Here is a 15,011-nt window from a genome sequence, read left to right on the forward strand (position 1 = left end):
ATCCGGGCAATGGCCGGACCGGCGCCGCCGGTCAGCTCGCGCTGCGCATCGCCGTGACGACCTTCTCGACGAAGGCGTCCGCCGACATGGAGGACGTGTTCCAGTACTGGGTGATGGCGTCCTGCATGGCGCCGGTGAAGTTCGGCGTGCTGATGATCTCCGTCGCTTCGACCTGGTTGGCGGGATCCTTGAGCACGGCGTGGGACTTCTGGGCGCAGGCGTCCATGCTCGACACGTCGACATCGAGACGCACGGGGATGGAGCCCTTCTTCTTGTTGAAGGCGAGCTGGGTCTCAGGGTCGAGCAGTACCGCCGCCAGTTTCTGTTGGGCCGCCTGGGCACCGGCGTCCTTGGTCACCGGGAAGACGAAGACGTCGCCACCGATGACGAGTTTGCCCTCGCCGACGATGGTGCAGCCATATTCCTTGCCGGCCGTCTGGCCGGCGGCGATGAACTCGCCCTTCGCCCAGTCGCCGTTGAAGTGCATGGCCGCCTTGCCGGTGATGACGAGTGAGGCGGCATCGTTCCAGTTGCGCCCCGGGCTGCCGGGATCGACGAGGCCGCGCATCTTGCCGTAGAGCTCGGCCACTTCCTTGAACTTGTCGCTCTTGGCGGCCTCGACGTCGCGGGCACCGTAGATCTTGCGGAAGAGGTCCGCACCGCCATGGCCGACGAGGAGCGCGCTGAACAGGTTGCGCTCCCAAGTGGGCTGGCCGCCGAGCGCAATGGGAATGACGCCCTTGGCCTTCAGCTTCTCGCCCGTCTCGATGAGTTCGGGAAAGGTCTTCGGCGGTTCGAGCCCGGCGTCCGCGAAGATCTTGGTGTTGTAGAACATCCAGTTCTGGCCGTGGATGTTGACGGGCACGGCGTAGAACTTGCCGTCGCGGACGGTCGCCTCGATGATCGGCTTCGGCATCAGCTCGCGCCATTTGCCGGCCTGGGCGATTGCCTCGACGTCGACGAGGAGGCCGTTCTCGATGAGTTCGTCGAACTGCTTGCCAGTGTTGAACTGCGCCATGGTCGGCGGATTGCCGCCCACCATGCGGTTGACCGTTGCCGCGCGGGCGTTGACGCCGCCGGCGATGGCGTTGTCCACCCAAGTGCCGCCGGCCTTCGTATAGGCGTCGGCGAAGACCTTGACCGCGGCGGATTCACCGGCCGAAGTCCACCAGTGCATCACCTCCGCCTTCTCCTGTGCAAGGACGGGCGTGCTGCAGAGCAGAGTGAAAGCAAACGTGCACGCTGAAAAGCGTGAGAACGAACCCATGGCTTCCTCCCAGAAGCGTTGCGATCGATGTTTGTAATCGATTACATTTTTTCAGCAGGTTGGGACGGAAGCCGGCTGGTGTCAAGCGTGAATCGATGCTCCGGGTCGGCTCGCCCGGCCCTGTCCTCGGTCTCGGCGACGCTCATCGGGGCTCGTGGCGAAAACCGCCGGCTCGCACAGACGTTTGTTGGCCCGGATGAAACCCGTGCGCGGGTTGGGCGGCTGGTGTCCAGGGCGGCCATGCCGGCGGCAGATGCTGGTGCAAGGTGCAACGAGCGCTATAGTTCTCCGCGGCGGGGGCGCCGGCAGGTTTGCTCCCGATCACGGCCTCTGCGTTCGAAAGGCTCGGAATGATCGTCTCACTGCCGGGCATCAGCACAAGGCGCGGTCGCCTGCGATCGCTCCTCCTGCTCCTTTGCGCGCTGTCTGCCATGGACAGCGCCAGCCGCCCGGCCGTTGCGCAAAACGTGATCCACGTCTGCCATGGCTATGGCTGCTGGTTCAGGGCCAGCCTTGTCCTCGATGCCGCCGATACCCGGCGCTTCGCTGCCATCCTCGCGAGGGGACGTCGATCCCCGGCCGCCGAGCGCGCCGCGATTTCGGACGCCGTGCGCCATTTCGAGCGCCGCGCCTTCGACGTGATCGGCATCCGCGATGAGCCGCGCTCGCGCTTCGGCGCCTCGGGCGAGCCGGGTCAGATGGACTGCATCGACGAATCGACCAACACGCGCGCCCTCCTCCTCTATCTCGCGGAGCACGATCTCCTGCGCCATCACACGGTCCGATCCGTTGCCTCGCGCGGCTTCCTCATCGACGGCCGGTATTTTCATTCCACCGCCGTCATCCGCGATACGGGCGGCACCGACTGGGCGGTCGATTCCTGGTACGCCCCGATGGGGGGAGCGCCCGACATCCTGCCGCTCAGCGAGTGGAGGGTGCAGGGTCTTTCCAGCCAGGACGCACGGCGGCGAACCGGTTGACCTGCAGGCGCAACCTATCGCAGGAACGCTCCCGGGGATTCCACACGACCCCGACGGTGTCGAGAATGCGTCGGAACGATCGGCCATCGAGAGATTCGGCACCCCGTGAGACCGAAACCGCCCGGTGCCGGTGCAGAACGACGGCGTGAAGGACAGCGGCATGCAACCCGTGATCGACAGCGAAAGGCTCACCGGCATTATAGACTTCATCCAGGCGGCCGAGCGGCTGAAGGACACGCTGCGCAGCGGCAGGACGTCGAACGGCCGTGCCGAAAGCACCGCCGAGCACAGCTGGCGCCTGTGCCTGCTGGTGATCATGTTCGAGAAGGAACTGGCCGGCTGCGATCTGCATCGCCTGCTCAAGCTGTGCATCGTGCACGATCTCGGCGAGGCGATCGCGGGCGACATCCCGGCGATCGCCCAGCGCGCCGACGACGGCAGGGCCAGCCGGGAGCGAGCGGACCTGATGCAGCTCTGCGCGCCCCTGCCCGCGGACCTTAATCGCGACATCCTCGCCCTGTGGGATGAATACAATGCTGCCGCGACGCCGGAAGCCATACTGGCCAAGGGCTTCGACAAGCTGGAAACGATGCTCCAGCACAACGTCGGCCGCAATCCGCCCGGCTTCGACTACGCCTTCAATCTGGACTATGGCGTGCAGCATACCGCCCGCCACCCGCTTCTGGCGGAGATACGCGCTCTGGTGGATGCGGCGACCCGAGCGCGCATGCGCGTGTCCGGCGACATCGCACGCTGATCGAGCTGACGGGCGACATGCAAGAGGGAGTGCCGATGACCGAAGGATGGCCGGAATCAGCCGAGGCGTGGGTCGCCAGCCTTGGCGAGCGTGGCGACTTCGGCCGGGTATTCGTGCTCGACGGGCCCATGCTGGAGCGTGTTCGCGGGCGAGGCTTCGCACGCGCGCTTGATGTCGGCTGCGGCGAAGGCCGCTTCTGCCGCATGCTGGCGGAGCTTGGCATCCGCGCGGTTGGCATCGACCCGACGCGGGCGCTCCTCGAGGAGGCGCGGCGCCGTGACCCGGGCGGGGATTACAGGTCGGGGCGGGCGGAGCAACTCGCGTTTCCAGACGCCGCTTTCGACCTCGTGGTGAGCTATCTGACACTGATCGACATCCCGGACGCCGCGGCCGCCATCGCTGAAATGACGCGGGTGCTTCGGCCCGGAGGGACGCTGCTGATCGCCAATCTCAACAGCTTCAGCACGGCCGGCCTGCCGGACAGCTGGCAACCTGATGCGAGCGGACAACTCCGCTATGCGATCGACAATTATCTGGAAGAGCGCGCCATCTGGGTCAGCTGGCGCGGCATCCGCATCCGCAACTGGCATCGCCCCCTCAGCACCTATATGGGCCTGTTGATTGAGAACGGGTTGACCCTGAAACATTTCGCTGAACCGGCACCACACGGCGGCCCGACGGAGACGGCCGATCGCTACAGGCGGGTGCCCTATTTCCATATCATGGAATGGGAAAAGCCGACGGCCTGACGGAGGCGACTCGTTTCGCCATCACCGCGCGAACCGGCAACGGTGGCAAGTCCAATGCGTGCTGGTGAGGCGGGCCCGACGATCGAATTGCAGGCGCCGCAGCTGTTGGCCGTGAACAAGGCCGCCAGCGCTCCTCCTCGGCGCTCGCCGTTACCCGCGCGTGCGAAGCGAGCTGTGGCGCCCCCGAAAGCGCCTTAACGCCCCGCATTCCCACGGTCGCAGGACGCCTTTCCACGCTCGCTCAAACGCCGGCTCCCATGTGGAGCCCCGATTGAAGGGGGACCACTCCTCGGGAGCAGGACCTCATGCAGATGCAGCAATCCGTGCCCGGCACCCCTAGCGGCAAGGTCGCTCCGGCGCCGTTGCGTGCCCTCCTGGCCGCGGCCGGTGCAACGACCGCCATGGCCTTCGGCTTCGGCGCCCTCGCGCTGCCGTCGGTCTTCATCCGGCCGCTCGAGGCCGCGTTCGGCTGGTCGCGGGCGGACCTCAGCCTCGCCTATACGCTGTCCACGGTCGGCATGGCGCTGGGCGGGCTCTTCTGGGGGCGCCTGTCCGACCGGCTCGACGCCCGCATTCTCCTCGCCTTCGGCTCGGCCGCGATGGTCGCCGCGCTCGGCGCCTTCGCCTTCGCTCAGTCGCTCTGGCATCTCTATGCCGCGAGCCTCGTGCTCGGCGGGCTCGGCTTCGCCTGCCTCTATGCACCGGTGCTGTCGGTCACTGCCCTTTGGTTCGAGCGTCGCCGCGGCCTCGCCATGGGCATCGTCACCGCGGGCGGCGCGCTCGGCCAGGGCGTGATGCCCTACACGGCCAACCTGCTCATCGACAGCGTCGGCTGGCGGCCGGCCTATGCGATCCTCGCCGCAGCGACCCTGGTGGCGCTTGGCCTCCTCATGCCGTCCGTCCGCCGCCCGCCGGTCGCCATGGCTCCGCCGGCACTGGCTGCCGGAACGGGATCAAGCGGCGATGGCCGCCCCTCGCCCGTCCTGCTGCTTGCGGCCGCGGCCTTCCTGTGCTGCGCGTGCATGGGCTTTCCGCTCGTGCACCTCGCCAGCTTCGTCACCGCGGTCTGCGGCTCGTCCGATCTCGGATCGACGAGCCTGCTCGTGGCGATGCTGTTCGGCACCGTCGGGCGCGTCGTCTTCGGCCTCCTCGCCGATCGGATCGGCAACCTGCCCGCCTATGCGACGGCCTCGTTCATGCAGACGGCATGCGTCGCGATCTATCCCCTCCTCGACAACCAGATCAGCCTTCTCGCGCTCTCGGCGGTGTTCGGCTTCGGCTTCGCCGGCAACATGACCTGCCTCATCCTGTGCGTGCGCGAATTGGTACCGGCTGGACGCTTCGGCCAGGCCCTCGGCACGGTGATGATGGTGGCCTGGGCCGGGATGGGGGTCGGCGGCTATCTCGGCGGACTCGTCTACGACGGCTTCGCCAGCTACACGCTCGCCTTCCTCATCGCCTTCGCGGCCGGCGTCGCCAATCTCGCCACCATCGCCATGCTGGCCGCCGGCACGACGACGCGCGGCAAGGCCACCCCGAGCGGCCTCGCGCCGGCCCCGTGGACGAGCCGTTGAGCCCCCTTCGACATCGACACTCCAGACAAGGATGATGGCAATGACATCAGTGCCTTACGAGAGCATCCTCGACACGATCGGCAACACGCCCGTCGTTCGCCTCACCCGCATTCACGAGGGCGGCGGTGCGCTCTTCGCCAAGCTCGAGGCGTTCAATCCGGGCGGCTCGGTCAAGGACCGGCTGGCCTCGGCGGTCATCGCCGAGGCCGAGCGGACCGGCGCGCTGCAGCCGGGCCAGACAGTGGTGGAAGCGACAAGCGGCAACACGGGCATCGGCCTCGCCATGGTCTGTGCCCGCAAGGGCTACCCGCTCGTCATCGTGATGCCGGAGAACGCGAGCCTCGAGCGGCGCAAGCTGATGCGCTTCTTCGGCGCGCGGGTGGTGCTGACGCCAGCCGTCGAGCGCGGCAGCGGCATGCTCGCCAAGGCGATCGAGCTGGCCGAGACGCACGGCTGGTTCCTGTGCCGGCAGTTCGAGACGCCGGTCAATGCCGCCATCCATGCCCGCACGACGGCGCGCGAGATCCTCGAGGCTTTCCGCGACCGTCCGCTCGACTACTGGGTCACGGGCACGGGGACCGGCGGCACGCTCGCGGGCGTGGCGAGCGTGCTCAAGCGCGAGCGGCCGCAGACGCGCATCGTCGTCTGCGAGCCGGACAATTCCACGCTCCTGTCGAGCGGCATCACGCAGACCTTCGACGAGCGCGGCATGCCGACCCGGGCGCACACGCGCTTTCGTCCCCATCCGATGCAGGGCTGGAGCCCGGATTTCATCCCGCAAATCGTCGGCAAGGCGATGGCAGAGGGCCTCGTCGACGAGATCGTGCCCGTCTCCGGCGGCAGTGCCCTCGCAGCCGCCCGCCGGCTCGCCACGGACGAAGGCATCCTTGCCGGCATCTCAGGCGGGGCGACGCTCGCCGGCGCCATCGAGGTGGCGCGCCGGGCCGGGCCGGGCCGGAACGTCCTGTGCATGCTGCCCGACACGGGCGAGCGCTATCTGAGCACCATCCTGTTCGACCACATCGCGGAGGACATGTCGCCGGAGGAGGAGGAGATCTCCCATTCGACGCCCGGCTACCGCTTCGACCGGTCACCGTCCTTCGCGGCCTCTCCGGCGACTCCCGGCGAGGTCAGCATCGACCCGGCGGCCCATGCCTTCGTCGACGAGGCCATCGGCGATCCTGACCATCCGGTCGTGATGTTCGCCCTCACGTGGTGCGAGTTCTGCTGGAGCATCCGCAAGCTGTTCGACCGCGCCGGCATCGCCTACCGGTCCATCGACATCGATGCGCCCGAACGGCAGAGAAACGCCATGGACGGGGAGATCCGCAAGGCGCTCCGGGCGCGCATCGGCTCGCCGACCATCCCGCAGGTCTTCGTCGGCGGCCGGCACGTGGGCGGCTGCACGGATACGCTCGCCGCCTGGAAGGACGGCTCGCTCAGCGCGCGCCTTGCAGCGGCGGGCATCGGCCACGATCCCGGTGCCTGTCCCGATCCCGACAGCCTCCTGCCGCTATGGGCGCGCGCAAAGGCCTGAGGCGGCGCCCGGGGGCTTGGCGTCCCCTCCGGCGAACCAGGAAAAGGGGAGCGGCCTTCGCCGCTCCCCTTTTTCACGCTTTGCGCGCCGCGACCTGGATTCCAACGTTTCCGCCTCCCGAGGCCGGCGTGACGTCGCATTTTCCACCCTTGTTCACACGGCGCGTCACACGGCGATGGCCGAGACATGACGATGGCCGCGGCGAGACCCGGCCGCCAGTTCCTCCCCACCCCGGAGCGCGACATGCACACCACGACGCACACCACCGCCATGACGATGGACAAGCCGGCCCGGAAGGAGCCGCCGCCGCCGCGCAACGGCGTCGACACGCCGACGCTGTTCGCCACCATCAATGCCGTGGCCGGGCAGGCGGAACTGGCGCGGTTCCGCTTCCGCGCCCGCAGCCGCTGGGTATCGGGCACGCACAGCGTCAGCACGATGAAGGACTTCTTCGGCGCCGGCGCCGAGCAGTCCCACGCGACCGCCCACGAAGCCCATGGCGACCATCCGGCCGTCCTGTGCGGGGCGGACCAGGGCCCGACACCGGTCGAGTACCTCCTGAGCGCGCTTGCCGCCTGCCTCACCTCGGGCATCGCCAATATCGCAGCCGCCCGCGGCGTCACGCTGCACAAGGTGGAAGCGACCGTCGAGGGCGACATCGACCTGCGCGGCATCCTCGGCCTATCGAAGGAGGTCCGCAACGGCTACGAGGGCATCCGCGCGCAGCTCACCGTCGCCGGTGACGCGCCGAAGGAAAAGCTCGAGGAGATCGTGGCGCAGGCGCGTGCCCGCTCGGCCGTGTTCGACGTGCTGACCAACGGCGTGCCGGTCACCGTCGGCATCAGCGCCTGACGCATTCGCGACAAGCACCCTCCCCCCTCGCCGGCGCTATTGCCATGGGGCCGGCGATTTTCCGCGGGGCCCTCCTCTCATGCGTTACACCGATATCGTCATCATCGGCGCCGGTCAGGCCGGCCTCGCCATGAGCCACTGCCTGAGTGCGCGCGGCATCGACCATGTCGTTCTCGAACGGGGACGTGTCGGCGAACGCTGGCGCAGCGAGCGTTGGGATTCGCTCAGACTCCTGACGCCGAACTGGATGACACGGCTTCCCGGCGGCGGCTACGACGGGCCGGATCCCGACGGCTTCATGACCATGCCGGAGACCGTCCGGTTTCTGGAGAATTATGCGCAGCGCATCGCCGCGCCGGTCGAAAGCGGCGTCGATGTCAGATCCGCACGGCGCGTGAGCGCCGGATATCGCATCGTCACGGATGCGGGGGAATGGGCCGCGCGCGGCCTGGTGATCGCCACCGGCCACTGCGACCTGCCACGCGTTCCCGCCATGGCATCGCGCCTTGCGCGGCATATGGCGCAGGTCGTGCCGCGCGACTATCGCCGAGCCGACCAGCTTCCCGAAGGTGGCGTCCTCGTGCTCGGCGCCTCGGCGAGCGGCATCCAGCTCGCCGAGGAGATCCACGCCTCGGGGCGGCCCGTCACGCTCTCCGTCGGCCATCACACGCGGCTGCCGCGCCGCTACCGCGGGCACGACATCCTGTGGTGGCTCGATCGGCTCGGCAGCCTGCGCAAGGCGAAGGCGGAGATGCACCCTCACGCCACCCTGCGCGAAGAGCCGTCGCTGCAGCTCGTCGGCAGCTCCGACCATCGCTCGATCGATCTCGCGATCCTGCAGCGCAGGGGCGTGCAGCTCGTGGGACGGGCAATCGGTGCCTGCGGCCGGCGCATGCGCTTTGCCGGCGACCTGTCGCAAACCACGGCCGCGGCGGACCTGCGCCTCATCCGCATCCTGAACAGCATCGACGAAATGGTCGAGAACGGAACCTTCCGCCGGGCGACAGCGCACGAGCCGGCCGAGCCGATCCTGCTTCACGATGGCGGTGCCGAGATCGACCTCGACCGGGCAGGCATCAGGACCGTCGTCTGGGCGACGGGCTACCGGCGCAGCTATCCGTGGCTGCACATGCCGGTTCTCGATGCCCGCGGCGAGATCGTCCACGACGGCGGCATCTGCCCGCTCGCCGGGCTTTACGTGCTCGGCCTCCACTTCATGCGCCGGCGCAACTCGAGCTTCATCGACGGCGTAGGGGCGGATGCCGAGGCGCTTGCCGCGCACATCGCATGCCATCTCGGCGTGCGCCGCCGCACTGCGGCATGAGGAGAAGAAATCCAACAGTCATACCGCAGAAACCGACGTTCTCTTCAACGGTCACGCTCACGTTCAACCCGGATAAGTGTCGCATCGGCGCCCTTCAGCGCCCCGAAGAATGGAGACGACCATGAGTGTCCTCGACCATGTCACGCCGTTTCACGCCAGCCGGCATGCTCGCTTTCCGTCTCTTCGCATCGTGGCGGGAGCCTTTGCCGACATGCGCCGCTTCTTGCGCCTGCGGCAGGCCCGGCGGGACCTCCACGAGCTGCCCGACTACCTGCTCCTGGACGTCGGCATCGACCGCTCGCAGATCGACGACGTGACGGCCTTCAGCGAACACGGCCTCTCCGGCCGCGACCGGTACTGAGGAACGGCCTCCGTGAAGATGGCATCGCACCCCGGCCACCTTGCCGGCCACGTCGTCGCCCTGCACTGCTCCGGCGGCGGAGGCCGGCAGTGGCGCAGGCTCGCAGAGCGCCTCGCCCCCGACCATCGCCTCATCGCGCCCGATCTCATCGGCTCCGACGGAGGCGGCGCGTGGGAAGGCCAGGCAATCTTCTCCCTGGCGGACGAGGCGGCGAGCATCATCGCCCTTATCGACCGCCTCGAGGGGCCGGTGCATCTCGTCGGCCATTCCTATGGCGGGGGCCTGGCGCTCCACATCGCCGCCCGGCGGCCCGAGCGGCTGGCGAGCCTCAGCCTTTACGAGCCGTCCGCATTTCATCTCTTGAGGACGATGGGCCCACCCGGCCGAGCGGCGCTTCGGGAGATCCAGGCGATCGCAGGCGCCATCCACACGGGCCTCTCCGAAGGCTCCTACCGGGCGGCGGCGGAGCGCTTCGTCGACTACTGGAACGGCGCCGGCGCCTTCAGCACCATGCGCCCGGACCTGCAGGCGAAGCTTGTCGGCTACCTGCCGAAGGCGAGCCTCGACTTTCGCGCCCTCATCCACGAGTCGACGGCGATGAGCCGGTATCTTGGCTTCCCCTTCCCGGTCCTCCTCCTGCGCGGCGAACATGCGCCGGCACCCACGCGGCTCATCGCCGAGGAACTCGCCTCGCGCCTTGCGGCCACGGCCCTGGAGGTGGTGGCCGGCGCCGGGCACATGGGTCCCGTAACCCACGAGACGCTGGTCGCGGAGCGAATCGTCCGTCATGTCGTGCTGGCTGGCGCAGCCGCTACCCGGTCGCAAGCCGCATGATCGGGCTCGGCCTCGCCCGGTCCCCGAAAAATCGTCGGGCGTCGGGCGGTGCTACGTCGTGATCGCCCTCGCGGCATGATCCTCGGCGGCTCTTTGCACCGTCCGCCGCTCCGAAGCGCCGGCGAGGCGCTCGCGCAGGCCCATCTCGCCATAGAGCGCGTTAGCCTCCGCGAGGGTCGCGGCGGCGAGAGCGGGATCGATCCTGCGCTGGGCGTGTCCGAGGGTTCGCAGCGAGCGGGCAAGTTCAGGCCGCAGTTCGCGCCGCCGTGCAAGGGCGCAGGCCTCTTCCAGCCAGGTCACAGCGGACCGCGCCGGCTTCAGCGCGGCGAAGCCGCGCAGCACGAGGATCTCGCTCCACGGGTCGTCGCGCTGGCGGGCGAGTTCACGCGCATGGGCGAGATTGGCCGCGGCCTCCGGCTCGCCCAGGCGTGCGCGCAGGCCGGCCAGCACGGCCCGGGCGTGACATTCGAACTGCGGCAGGTCTATCCGCTCGGCCTCGGTGATGGCCTTCTCGAGCGTGACATAGGCTGTCTCCATCTCGCCCAGCATGAATTCCGCGTGGCCGAGAATGGCGAGCAGCCATCCCTGCACGAGCAGCCGCCCGCTGCTGCTTGCCTCCGACACAGTCTGCCGCAGACGCTTCACGACCTGCGCGTCGGGACCGCGCAGGACCTCGACGACCCCGGTGAAATAGACTTCCGCGCAGCTGTCGACGGGCCGCGCCACCTCGCTGACCACTTGACGCAGCTCGGCGAGCGTCAGGTCGGCCGCATCGAACAGGCCGAGGCGGGCCTGCGCCTGGGCACGATGGCCGAGATACCAGACTGATCGCGCGCCGATCTGCCCGAAGCGCTCCAGGCGCCAGAGCCTGGTGAAGCGTTCCTCGTGCGGGGCAAGGCGCTCCAGCACCTGCCGCGCCCTGCTGCGCAGGATGAGGGCCTGCGCGGCGGCGAGATCGGATTCGCTGATGCAGCGCTCGACGCCGTTGGCCGTGGCCGCGCGATTCAGCGTCTCCGCAGGCTCCAGCGCCTCCTCGAAGCGGCCGTGCGAGCTGTTGAGATAGCTCAGATGGAGGAGAACGTCGGAGATGCGCTGCGGATCCCCTAGCTCCATCGCGAGCTCGCGCGCCTCCAGGAGCGGGCCGAGAGCCTTGTGATAGTCGCCGAGTGCGCCATAGGCCGGGCGCATGCGCACGCGCAGGTCGATCGCCTGGGCGAGCGTCTCCGGCGTCCGCGGCAGGGCCGCGATGGCCTTGCGTGCCTTCTCGAGGAACCGCGCCGCCGCCGCATAGGCCGAACGCTCCTCGGCCCGGCCCGCGGCGATGAGCAGGTAGTGCGCGGCCGGCTCCCACTGCTCGGCGCGAAACGCATGTTCGGAGAGCTGCTCGATGTGGTGGGTCAGCGAGCCGGCATAGAGCCGTTCCATCGCCGCAAAGACGCTTCGGTGCAGTTGCCTGCGGTCCTCCAGCAGCAGCGAGTCGTAGGCGACGTTGAGGGTCAGGGCGTGCTTGAAGGTGTATTCGACATGCGGGAAGCTCTGCACCTCGAAGAGGAATTCGAGCTCTTGCAGGCGGGTGAGCGCCGCATCGAGATAGGCCCCGGCCATGAGGTGCTGCAGCAGCGGGCGCGGCACGTTGCGGCCGATGACGGCGGCAACCTGCAGCACCTGGCGCTCCGTATCGCCGAGCTGCTGGATGCGGGCGGCGATAACCGACTGCACCGATGAGGGGACGACCACGTCGGTGACGGGGCTTCTCGCCTCGAAATGGCCGGGCTGGCCAATGAGGGCGCCGCTCGCGGCCAGCGCCCGCACCATCTCCTCGAGGAACAGCGGCGTGCCATCGGCCCGCTCGGTCAGGAGCGCGCGCAGGTCCCCGAGGCTCGGGTCGGAGCCGAGCAGCGCCGTCAGGAACGCGTCCATCTCCTCGCGCACGAAACGCTCCAGCCTGATCTGCTGGAACGAGCCCCTGCGTGCCCAGCCGTGCCGGTAGTGCGGCCGATAGGTGGCGATGAGCATGATGCGGTTGGCGCCGATCGCATCGACGAGGCGGTTCACGATGGCCTCGCTCTCCGCATCGATCCAGTGCAGATCCTCCACCAGCAGGGCGAGCGGCGCCTGCCGGCTCACGGCGATGAGGAAGGCGCTCATCGCCGCGCAGACGCGGGCCGTCCGCTCGCGCGCATCGAGCCGGTGCCAGGCCTCGTCCTCGACCGGCATGTCGGCGAGAAAGGACAACGGCGCGCCGTGACCCGGGTCGAGCGCAAGCTCCGCCTGCCGGCGCAGGAGGCGATAGCGCGCCTCCTCCAGCGTGTCCTCGCCGCGGATGCCGCAGGCGGACAGCAGCAGCTTCTTGGCGACGCCGAGCGAGACGCTGGCATCGAATTCATGGCCGCCGCTTTCGAGAACGGCAAAGCCGGCGACCTCGTCGAGGGCGAGGAACTCGTGCGCGAGGCGCGACTTGCCGAGGCCGGGATCGGCAACGATGCCGACGACCTGCCCATGGCCCTCGCGCACGCGCCGCCAGGCCGTGATGAGGCTCTTGAGCTCGGCCTCGCGCGCGACGAGGCCGGTCAGTCCGCGGTTCGCCCTGAGATGCCAGCGGGACAGGGCGTGGTTCTCGCTGACGAGCTCATAGGCCCGCTCGTCCCGCCCGAGTTGCGGGTGTTCGGCATGGCGCATCCGCTGCATCTGGAGATAGCCGCCGGCTGCCGTTCGCGCCCGGGCCGTCGCGGCGATGGTCGCTCGCCGCAGCGCGCGCATCAGGCGGTTCGCGGACCGCGTGGCGACGCCGTTCACCTCGACCCGGATGCCGTCCGGTCCGGGCGTCTGGCGCACGATGACCTCGCCCGTGTCGATCCCGGCCCTCAGCCGCGCACCGCCCTGCGACAGCTCCTCGACCGCGAGCCGCGCCGCAAGCGCCGCCCGGCAGGCGAGGAAGGCGTGGTCCTCCGTCGCCCGTGCCAGGCCGAAGGTCGCGCTGACCATGCCGTCGAGATTGGCCGTGACGACGCCGCCGTGCTCCTCGATCACCGCCACCAGGCGGTCGTAGATCGGCTGCAGCTCGCACTCCGCGGTCTCGGGATCGACGGTCTCGACGGCATCGAGCGGGCTGACGACCTCGGCAGCCAGCACCGTGACGTACTGGCGGGACCGGTCGATACCGAGACGCGCCGGCGGCTGGGAAAGCTTCTGCGTTTCTTCCGGATCGGCAAGGAAGCGGCGCGTCTCCTCGAGGAAAGTGGCGAAGGCCGGCTCGTGCGCCAGGAGCACGTGGTTGGCGCTGTCGAGCGCGAGGAAGCGCGCACCCGGCATGCTGGCGGCGAGCGCCTTGCCGTGCTCGAAGGGGATCACCGCGTCGCGGGTGGCATGCATGACGAGCGTCGGCACGCGGATCCGCGGCAGGAGATCCGTCACGTCGATCTCGCCGCCTTCCTCGAAGATCCGGTGCGCCACCTCGGGCGAGACGGTGTCCCGCTGCAGATCGTTGTACCAATCCTTCTGCTCGGGCGTCGCCTCGGGGATGAACATGGAGGTGAACATCTGGCGGAAGACCGGGTCGTCCTGTCCCCAGCCCTCGCGCATCAGGGCACTCATCGCCTCGCGGCGCGCCACCTCGCGCGGGTCCCCGCGCCTGCGCCAGCCCTGGCTGAAGCCGCCGTAGAGCACCATGCCGGCCACGCGCTCGGGATGGCGCGCGGCATAGGCGATCGACGTGGCGCACCCGTGCGAGATGCCGAGCAGGAAGACGCGGCGCAGGCCCGCGGCGTCGATGATGCTCTCGAGATCGGCGATCATCGCCTCGAAGGTGAGATCGGCCGGGTCGCGGTCCGACAGGCCGTTGCCGCGCTGGTCGTAGCGCACCAGCCGGAAATTGGCCGAGAGCCCCTCCATCCAGTGCTTCCACACCGGGCTGTCCCAGTCGCGCTCCAGATGCGACATCCAGTGGGCGGCGCGGACGAGGGGCGGCCCCTGGCCGCTCAGCGCATAGGCCAGCCGCACGCCGTCGGGCGTCGCGCAGCGACGGATTTCCTGGGCCAGCGGCGTGGCTGCGGCCGGGCCCTGCGGCTCCGCCTCCCTCTCCTCGCGGGCCTCGACAGGCGCAGCCTCGCCCTCCCTGGCCTGCCGCGGCTGGACCATCGCGATCCGGCGGGCAGCCTCTCCGAGCCGGCGGATGTCCGTGCGCACCGTCTCGTCGTCGGGCTCGAGGGCCTGCAACATGCGGGCGTGGACGAGCGCGCGCTCCGGCTCGTCCGCCAGACGGTCGATCAGGATGCGCAGGAGACGCAGGCGCGTGACGTCGAGCTCGTCGCCGACGGCGATGCGCCAGGCCTCGAACTCCGGGCAGCGCGGCAGCGAGAGATCGTCGAGGAAGCGGCCGCGGAAGGCGCCGGCGAGCGCCTCCAGGCTTTCGGTGCCGAGCGCTTCGATATCGCGGATGCCGAGGCCGCGCAGCGGCGCCGCATCGAGGACCAGAACGTCCTTGTTGAGATAGACCGTGTTGCGGTCGGCCTCCAGAACGCCGCCCTCGCCGTTCTCGACGATCTGGCGGATCTTCGACAGGCTCCAGCGCAGCGCACCGCGCGGGTCGTCCGGGATTTCCCAGAACATCTCGCACAGCCGCTCGCGCCGCTGCGGCCTGTCGGTCATGGCGAGATAGGCCAGCAGCGCCCGCGTCTTGCGCGACGGCGGCAGGGACACGGCCTCGCCGGCGCGAAGGACCGTCAGGTCTCCAAGAACGCGGATATCGAGCGACACGGCATGTTGCCTCTACTCGTT

General features: G+C 69.1%; 11 protein-coding genes. 9 read left to right on the forward strand and 2 right to left on the reverse strand.

Translation table 11 applies throughout. The annotated features are described in order from the left end of the window. Window positions 1-31: 31 nt before the first annotated feature. Window positions 32-1,267, reverse strand: coding sequence for an ABC transporter substrate-binding protein (locus tag ASC46_RS05425; RefSeq protein ID WP_055458265.1), 1,236 nt, complete (start codon window positions 1,265-1,267; stop codon window positions 32-34). 431 nt (window positions 1,268-1,698) lie between these two features. Between ASC46_RS05425 and ASC46_RS05430 the strand changes: the two genes are divergently transcribed. The 9 genes from ASC46_RS05430 to ASC46_RS05470 all read left to right on the forward strand — a co-directional run bounded on the left by ASC46_RS05430 (window position 1,699) and on the right by ASC46_RS05470 (window position 10,235). Further along, entirely contained in the window at window positions 1,699-2,247 is a 549-nt protein-coding gene (locus tag ASC46_RS05430; RefSeq protein ID WP_245280474.1) for a hypothetical protein, read from the forward strand. 160 nt (window positions 2,248-2,407) lie between these two features. Next, window positions 2,408-3,004, forward strand: coding sequence for an HD domain-containing protein (locus tag ASC46_RS05435; protein WP_055458492.1), 597 nt, complete (start codon window positions 2,408-2,410; stop codon window positions 3,002-3,004). Window positions 3,005-3,039: 35 nt separating this feature from the next. Next, the gene (locus tag ASC46_RS05440) at window positions 3,040-3,753 is read left to right on the forward strand and encodes a class I SAM-dependent methyltransferase (protein ID WP_096335328.1); all 714 of its coding nucleotides are present in this window, start codon (window positions 3,040-3,042) and stop codon (window positions 3,751-3,753) included. A gap of 305 nt (window positions 3,754-4,058) precedes the next feature. Beyond that, complete coding sequence (locus tag ASC46_RS05445; RefSeq protein ID WP_055458268.1) at window positions 4,059-5,327, forward strand: MFS transporter; 1,269 nt, start codon at window positions 4,059-4,061, stop codon at window positions 5,325-5,327. Between the two features lie 40 nt (window positions 5,328-5,367). After that, window positions 5,368-6,864 (forward strand): cysteine synthase A, encoded by a 1,497-nt coding sequence (gene cysK / locus ASC46_RS05450; RefSeq protein ID WP_055458269.1) that lies wholly within the window; start codon window positions 5,368-5,370, stop codon window positions 6,862-6,864. 243 nt (window positions 6,865-7,107) lie between these two features. Further along, the gene (locus ASC46_RS05455) at window positions 7,108-7,716 is read left to right on the forward strand and encodes an OsmC family protein (RefSeq protein WP_055458493.1); all 609 of its coding nucleotides are present in this window, start codon (window positions 7,108-7,110) and stop codon (window positions 7,714-7,716) included. A gap of 79 nt (window positions 7,717-7,795) precedes the next feature. Then, window positions 7,796-9,040, forward strand: a complete 1,245-nt coding sequence (locus tag ASC46_RS05460; protein ID WP_055458270.1) for an NAD(P)-binding domain-containing protein — start codon at window positions 7,796-7,798, stop codon at window positions 9,038-9,040. Window positions 9,041-9,161: 121 nt separating this feature from the next. Continuing rightward, on the forward strand, window positions 9,162-9,401 hold the full coding sequence (locus tag ASC46_RS05465) for a DUF1127 domain-containing protein (protein WP_157672316.1): 240 nt from the start codon (window positions 9,162-9,164) through the stop codon (window positions 9,399-9,401). 18 nt (window positions 9,402-9,419) lie between these two features. Continuing rightward, the gene (locus tag ASC46_RS05470) at window positions 9,420-10,235 is read left to right on the forward strand and encodes an alpha/beta fold hydrolase (protein WP_055458272.1); all 816 of its coding nucleotides are present in this window, start codon (window positions 9,420-9,422) and stop codon (window positions 10,233-10,235) included. Between the two features lie 51 nt (window positions 10,236-10,286). Here ASC46_RS05470 and ASC46_RS05475 read toward each other — a convergent pair whose 3' ends face one another. After that, window positions 10,287-14,990 carry an alpha/beta fold hydrolase gene (locus ASC46_RS05475; RefSeq protein WP_055458273.1) on the reverse strand — a complete coding sequence of 1,568 codons (4,704 nt, stop codon included), beginning with the start codon at window positions 14,988-14,990 and terminating at the stop codon, window positions 10,287-10,289. Window positions 14,991-15,011 lie beyond the last annotated feature (21 nt).

It is taken from the genome of Chelatococcus sambhunathii (assembly GCF_001418005.1).
Lineage (GTDB): Bacteria > Pseudomonadota > Alphaproteobacteria > Rhizobiales > Beijerinckiaceae > Chelatococcus_A > Chelatococcus_A sambhunathii.

Excerpts from the sequence above, each read along its gene's own strand:
- ASC46_RS05425 (WP_055458265.1), bottom strand. The coding sequence starts at position 1,267 with ATGGGTTCGTTCTCACGCTTTTCAGCGTGCACGTTTGCTTTCACTCTG.
- ASC46_RS05430 (WP_245280474.1), top strand. The coding sequence starts at position 1,699 with ATGGACAGCGCCAGCCGCCCGGCCGTTGCGCAAAACGTGATCCACGTC.
- ASC46_RS05435 (WP_055458492.1), top strand. The coding sequence starts at position 2,408 with ATGCAACCCGTGATCGACAGCGAAAGGCTCACCGGCATTATAGACTTC.
- ASC46_RS05440 (WP_096335328.1), top strand. The coding sequence starts at position 3,040 with ATGACCGAAGGATGGCCGGAATCAGCCGAGGCGTGGGTCGCCAGCCTT.
- ASC46_RS05445 (WP_055458268.1), top strand. The coding sequence starts at position 4,059 with ATGCAGATGCAGCAATCCGTGCCCGGCACCCCTAGCGGCAAGGTCGCT.
- cysK (WP_055458269.1), top strand. The coding sequence starts at position 5,368 with ATGACATCAGTGCCTTACGAGAGCATCCTCGACACGATCGGCAACACG.
- ASC46_RS05455 (WP_055458493.1), top strand. The coding sequence starts at position 7,108 with ATGCACACCACGACGCACACCACCGCCATGACGATGGACAAGCCGGCC.
- ASC46_RS05460 (WP_055458270.1), top strand. The coding sequence starts at position 7,796 with ATGCGTTACACCGATATCGTCATCATCGGCGCCGGTCAGGCCGGCCTC.
- ASC46_RS05465 (WP_157672316.1), top strand. The coding sequence starts at position 9,162 with ATGAGTGTCCTCGACCATGTCACGCCGTTTCACGCCAGCCGGCATGCT.
- ASC46_RS05470 (WP_055458272.1), top strand. The coding sequence starts at position 9,420 with ATGGCATCGCACCCCGGCCACCTTGCCGGCCACGTCGTCGCCCTGCAC.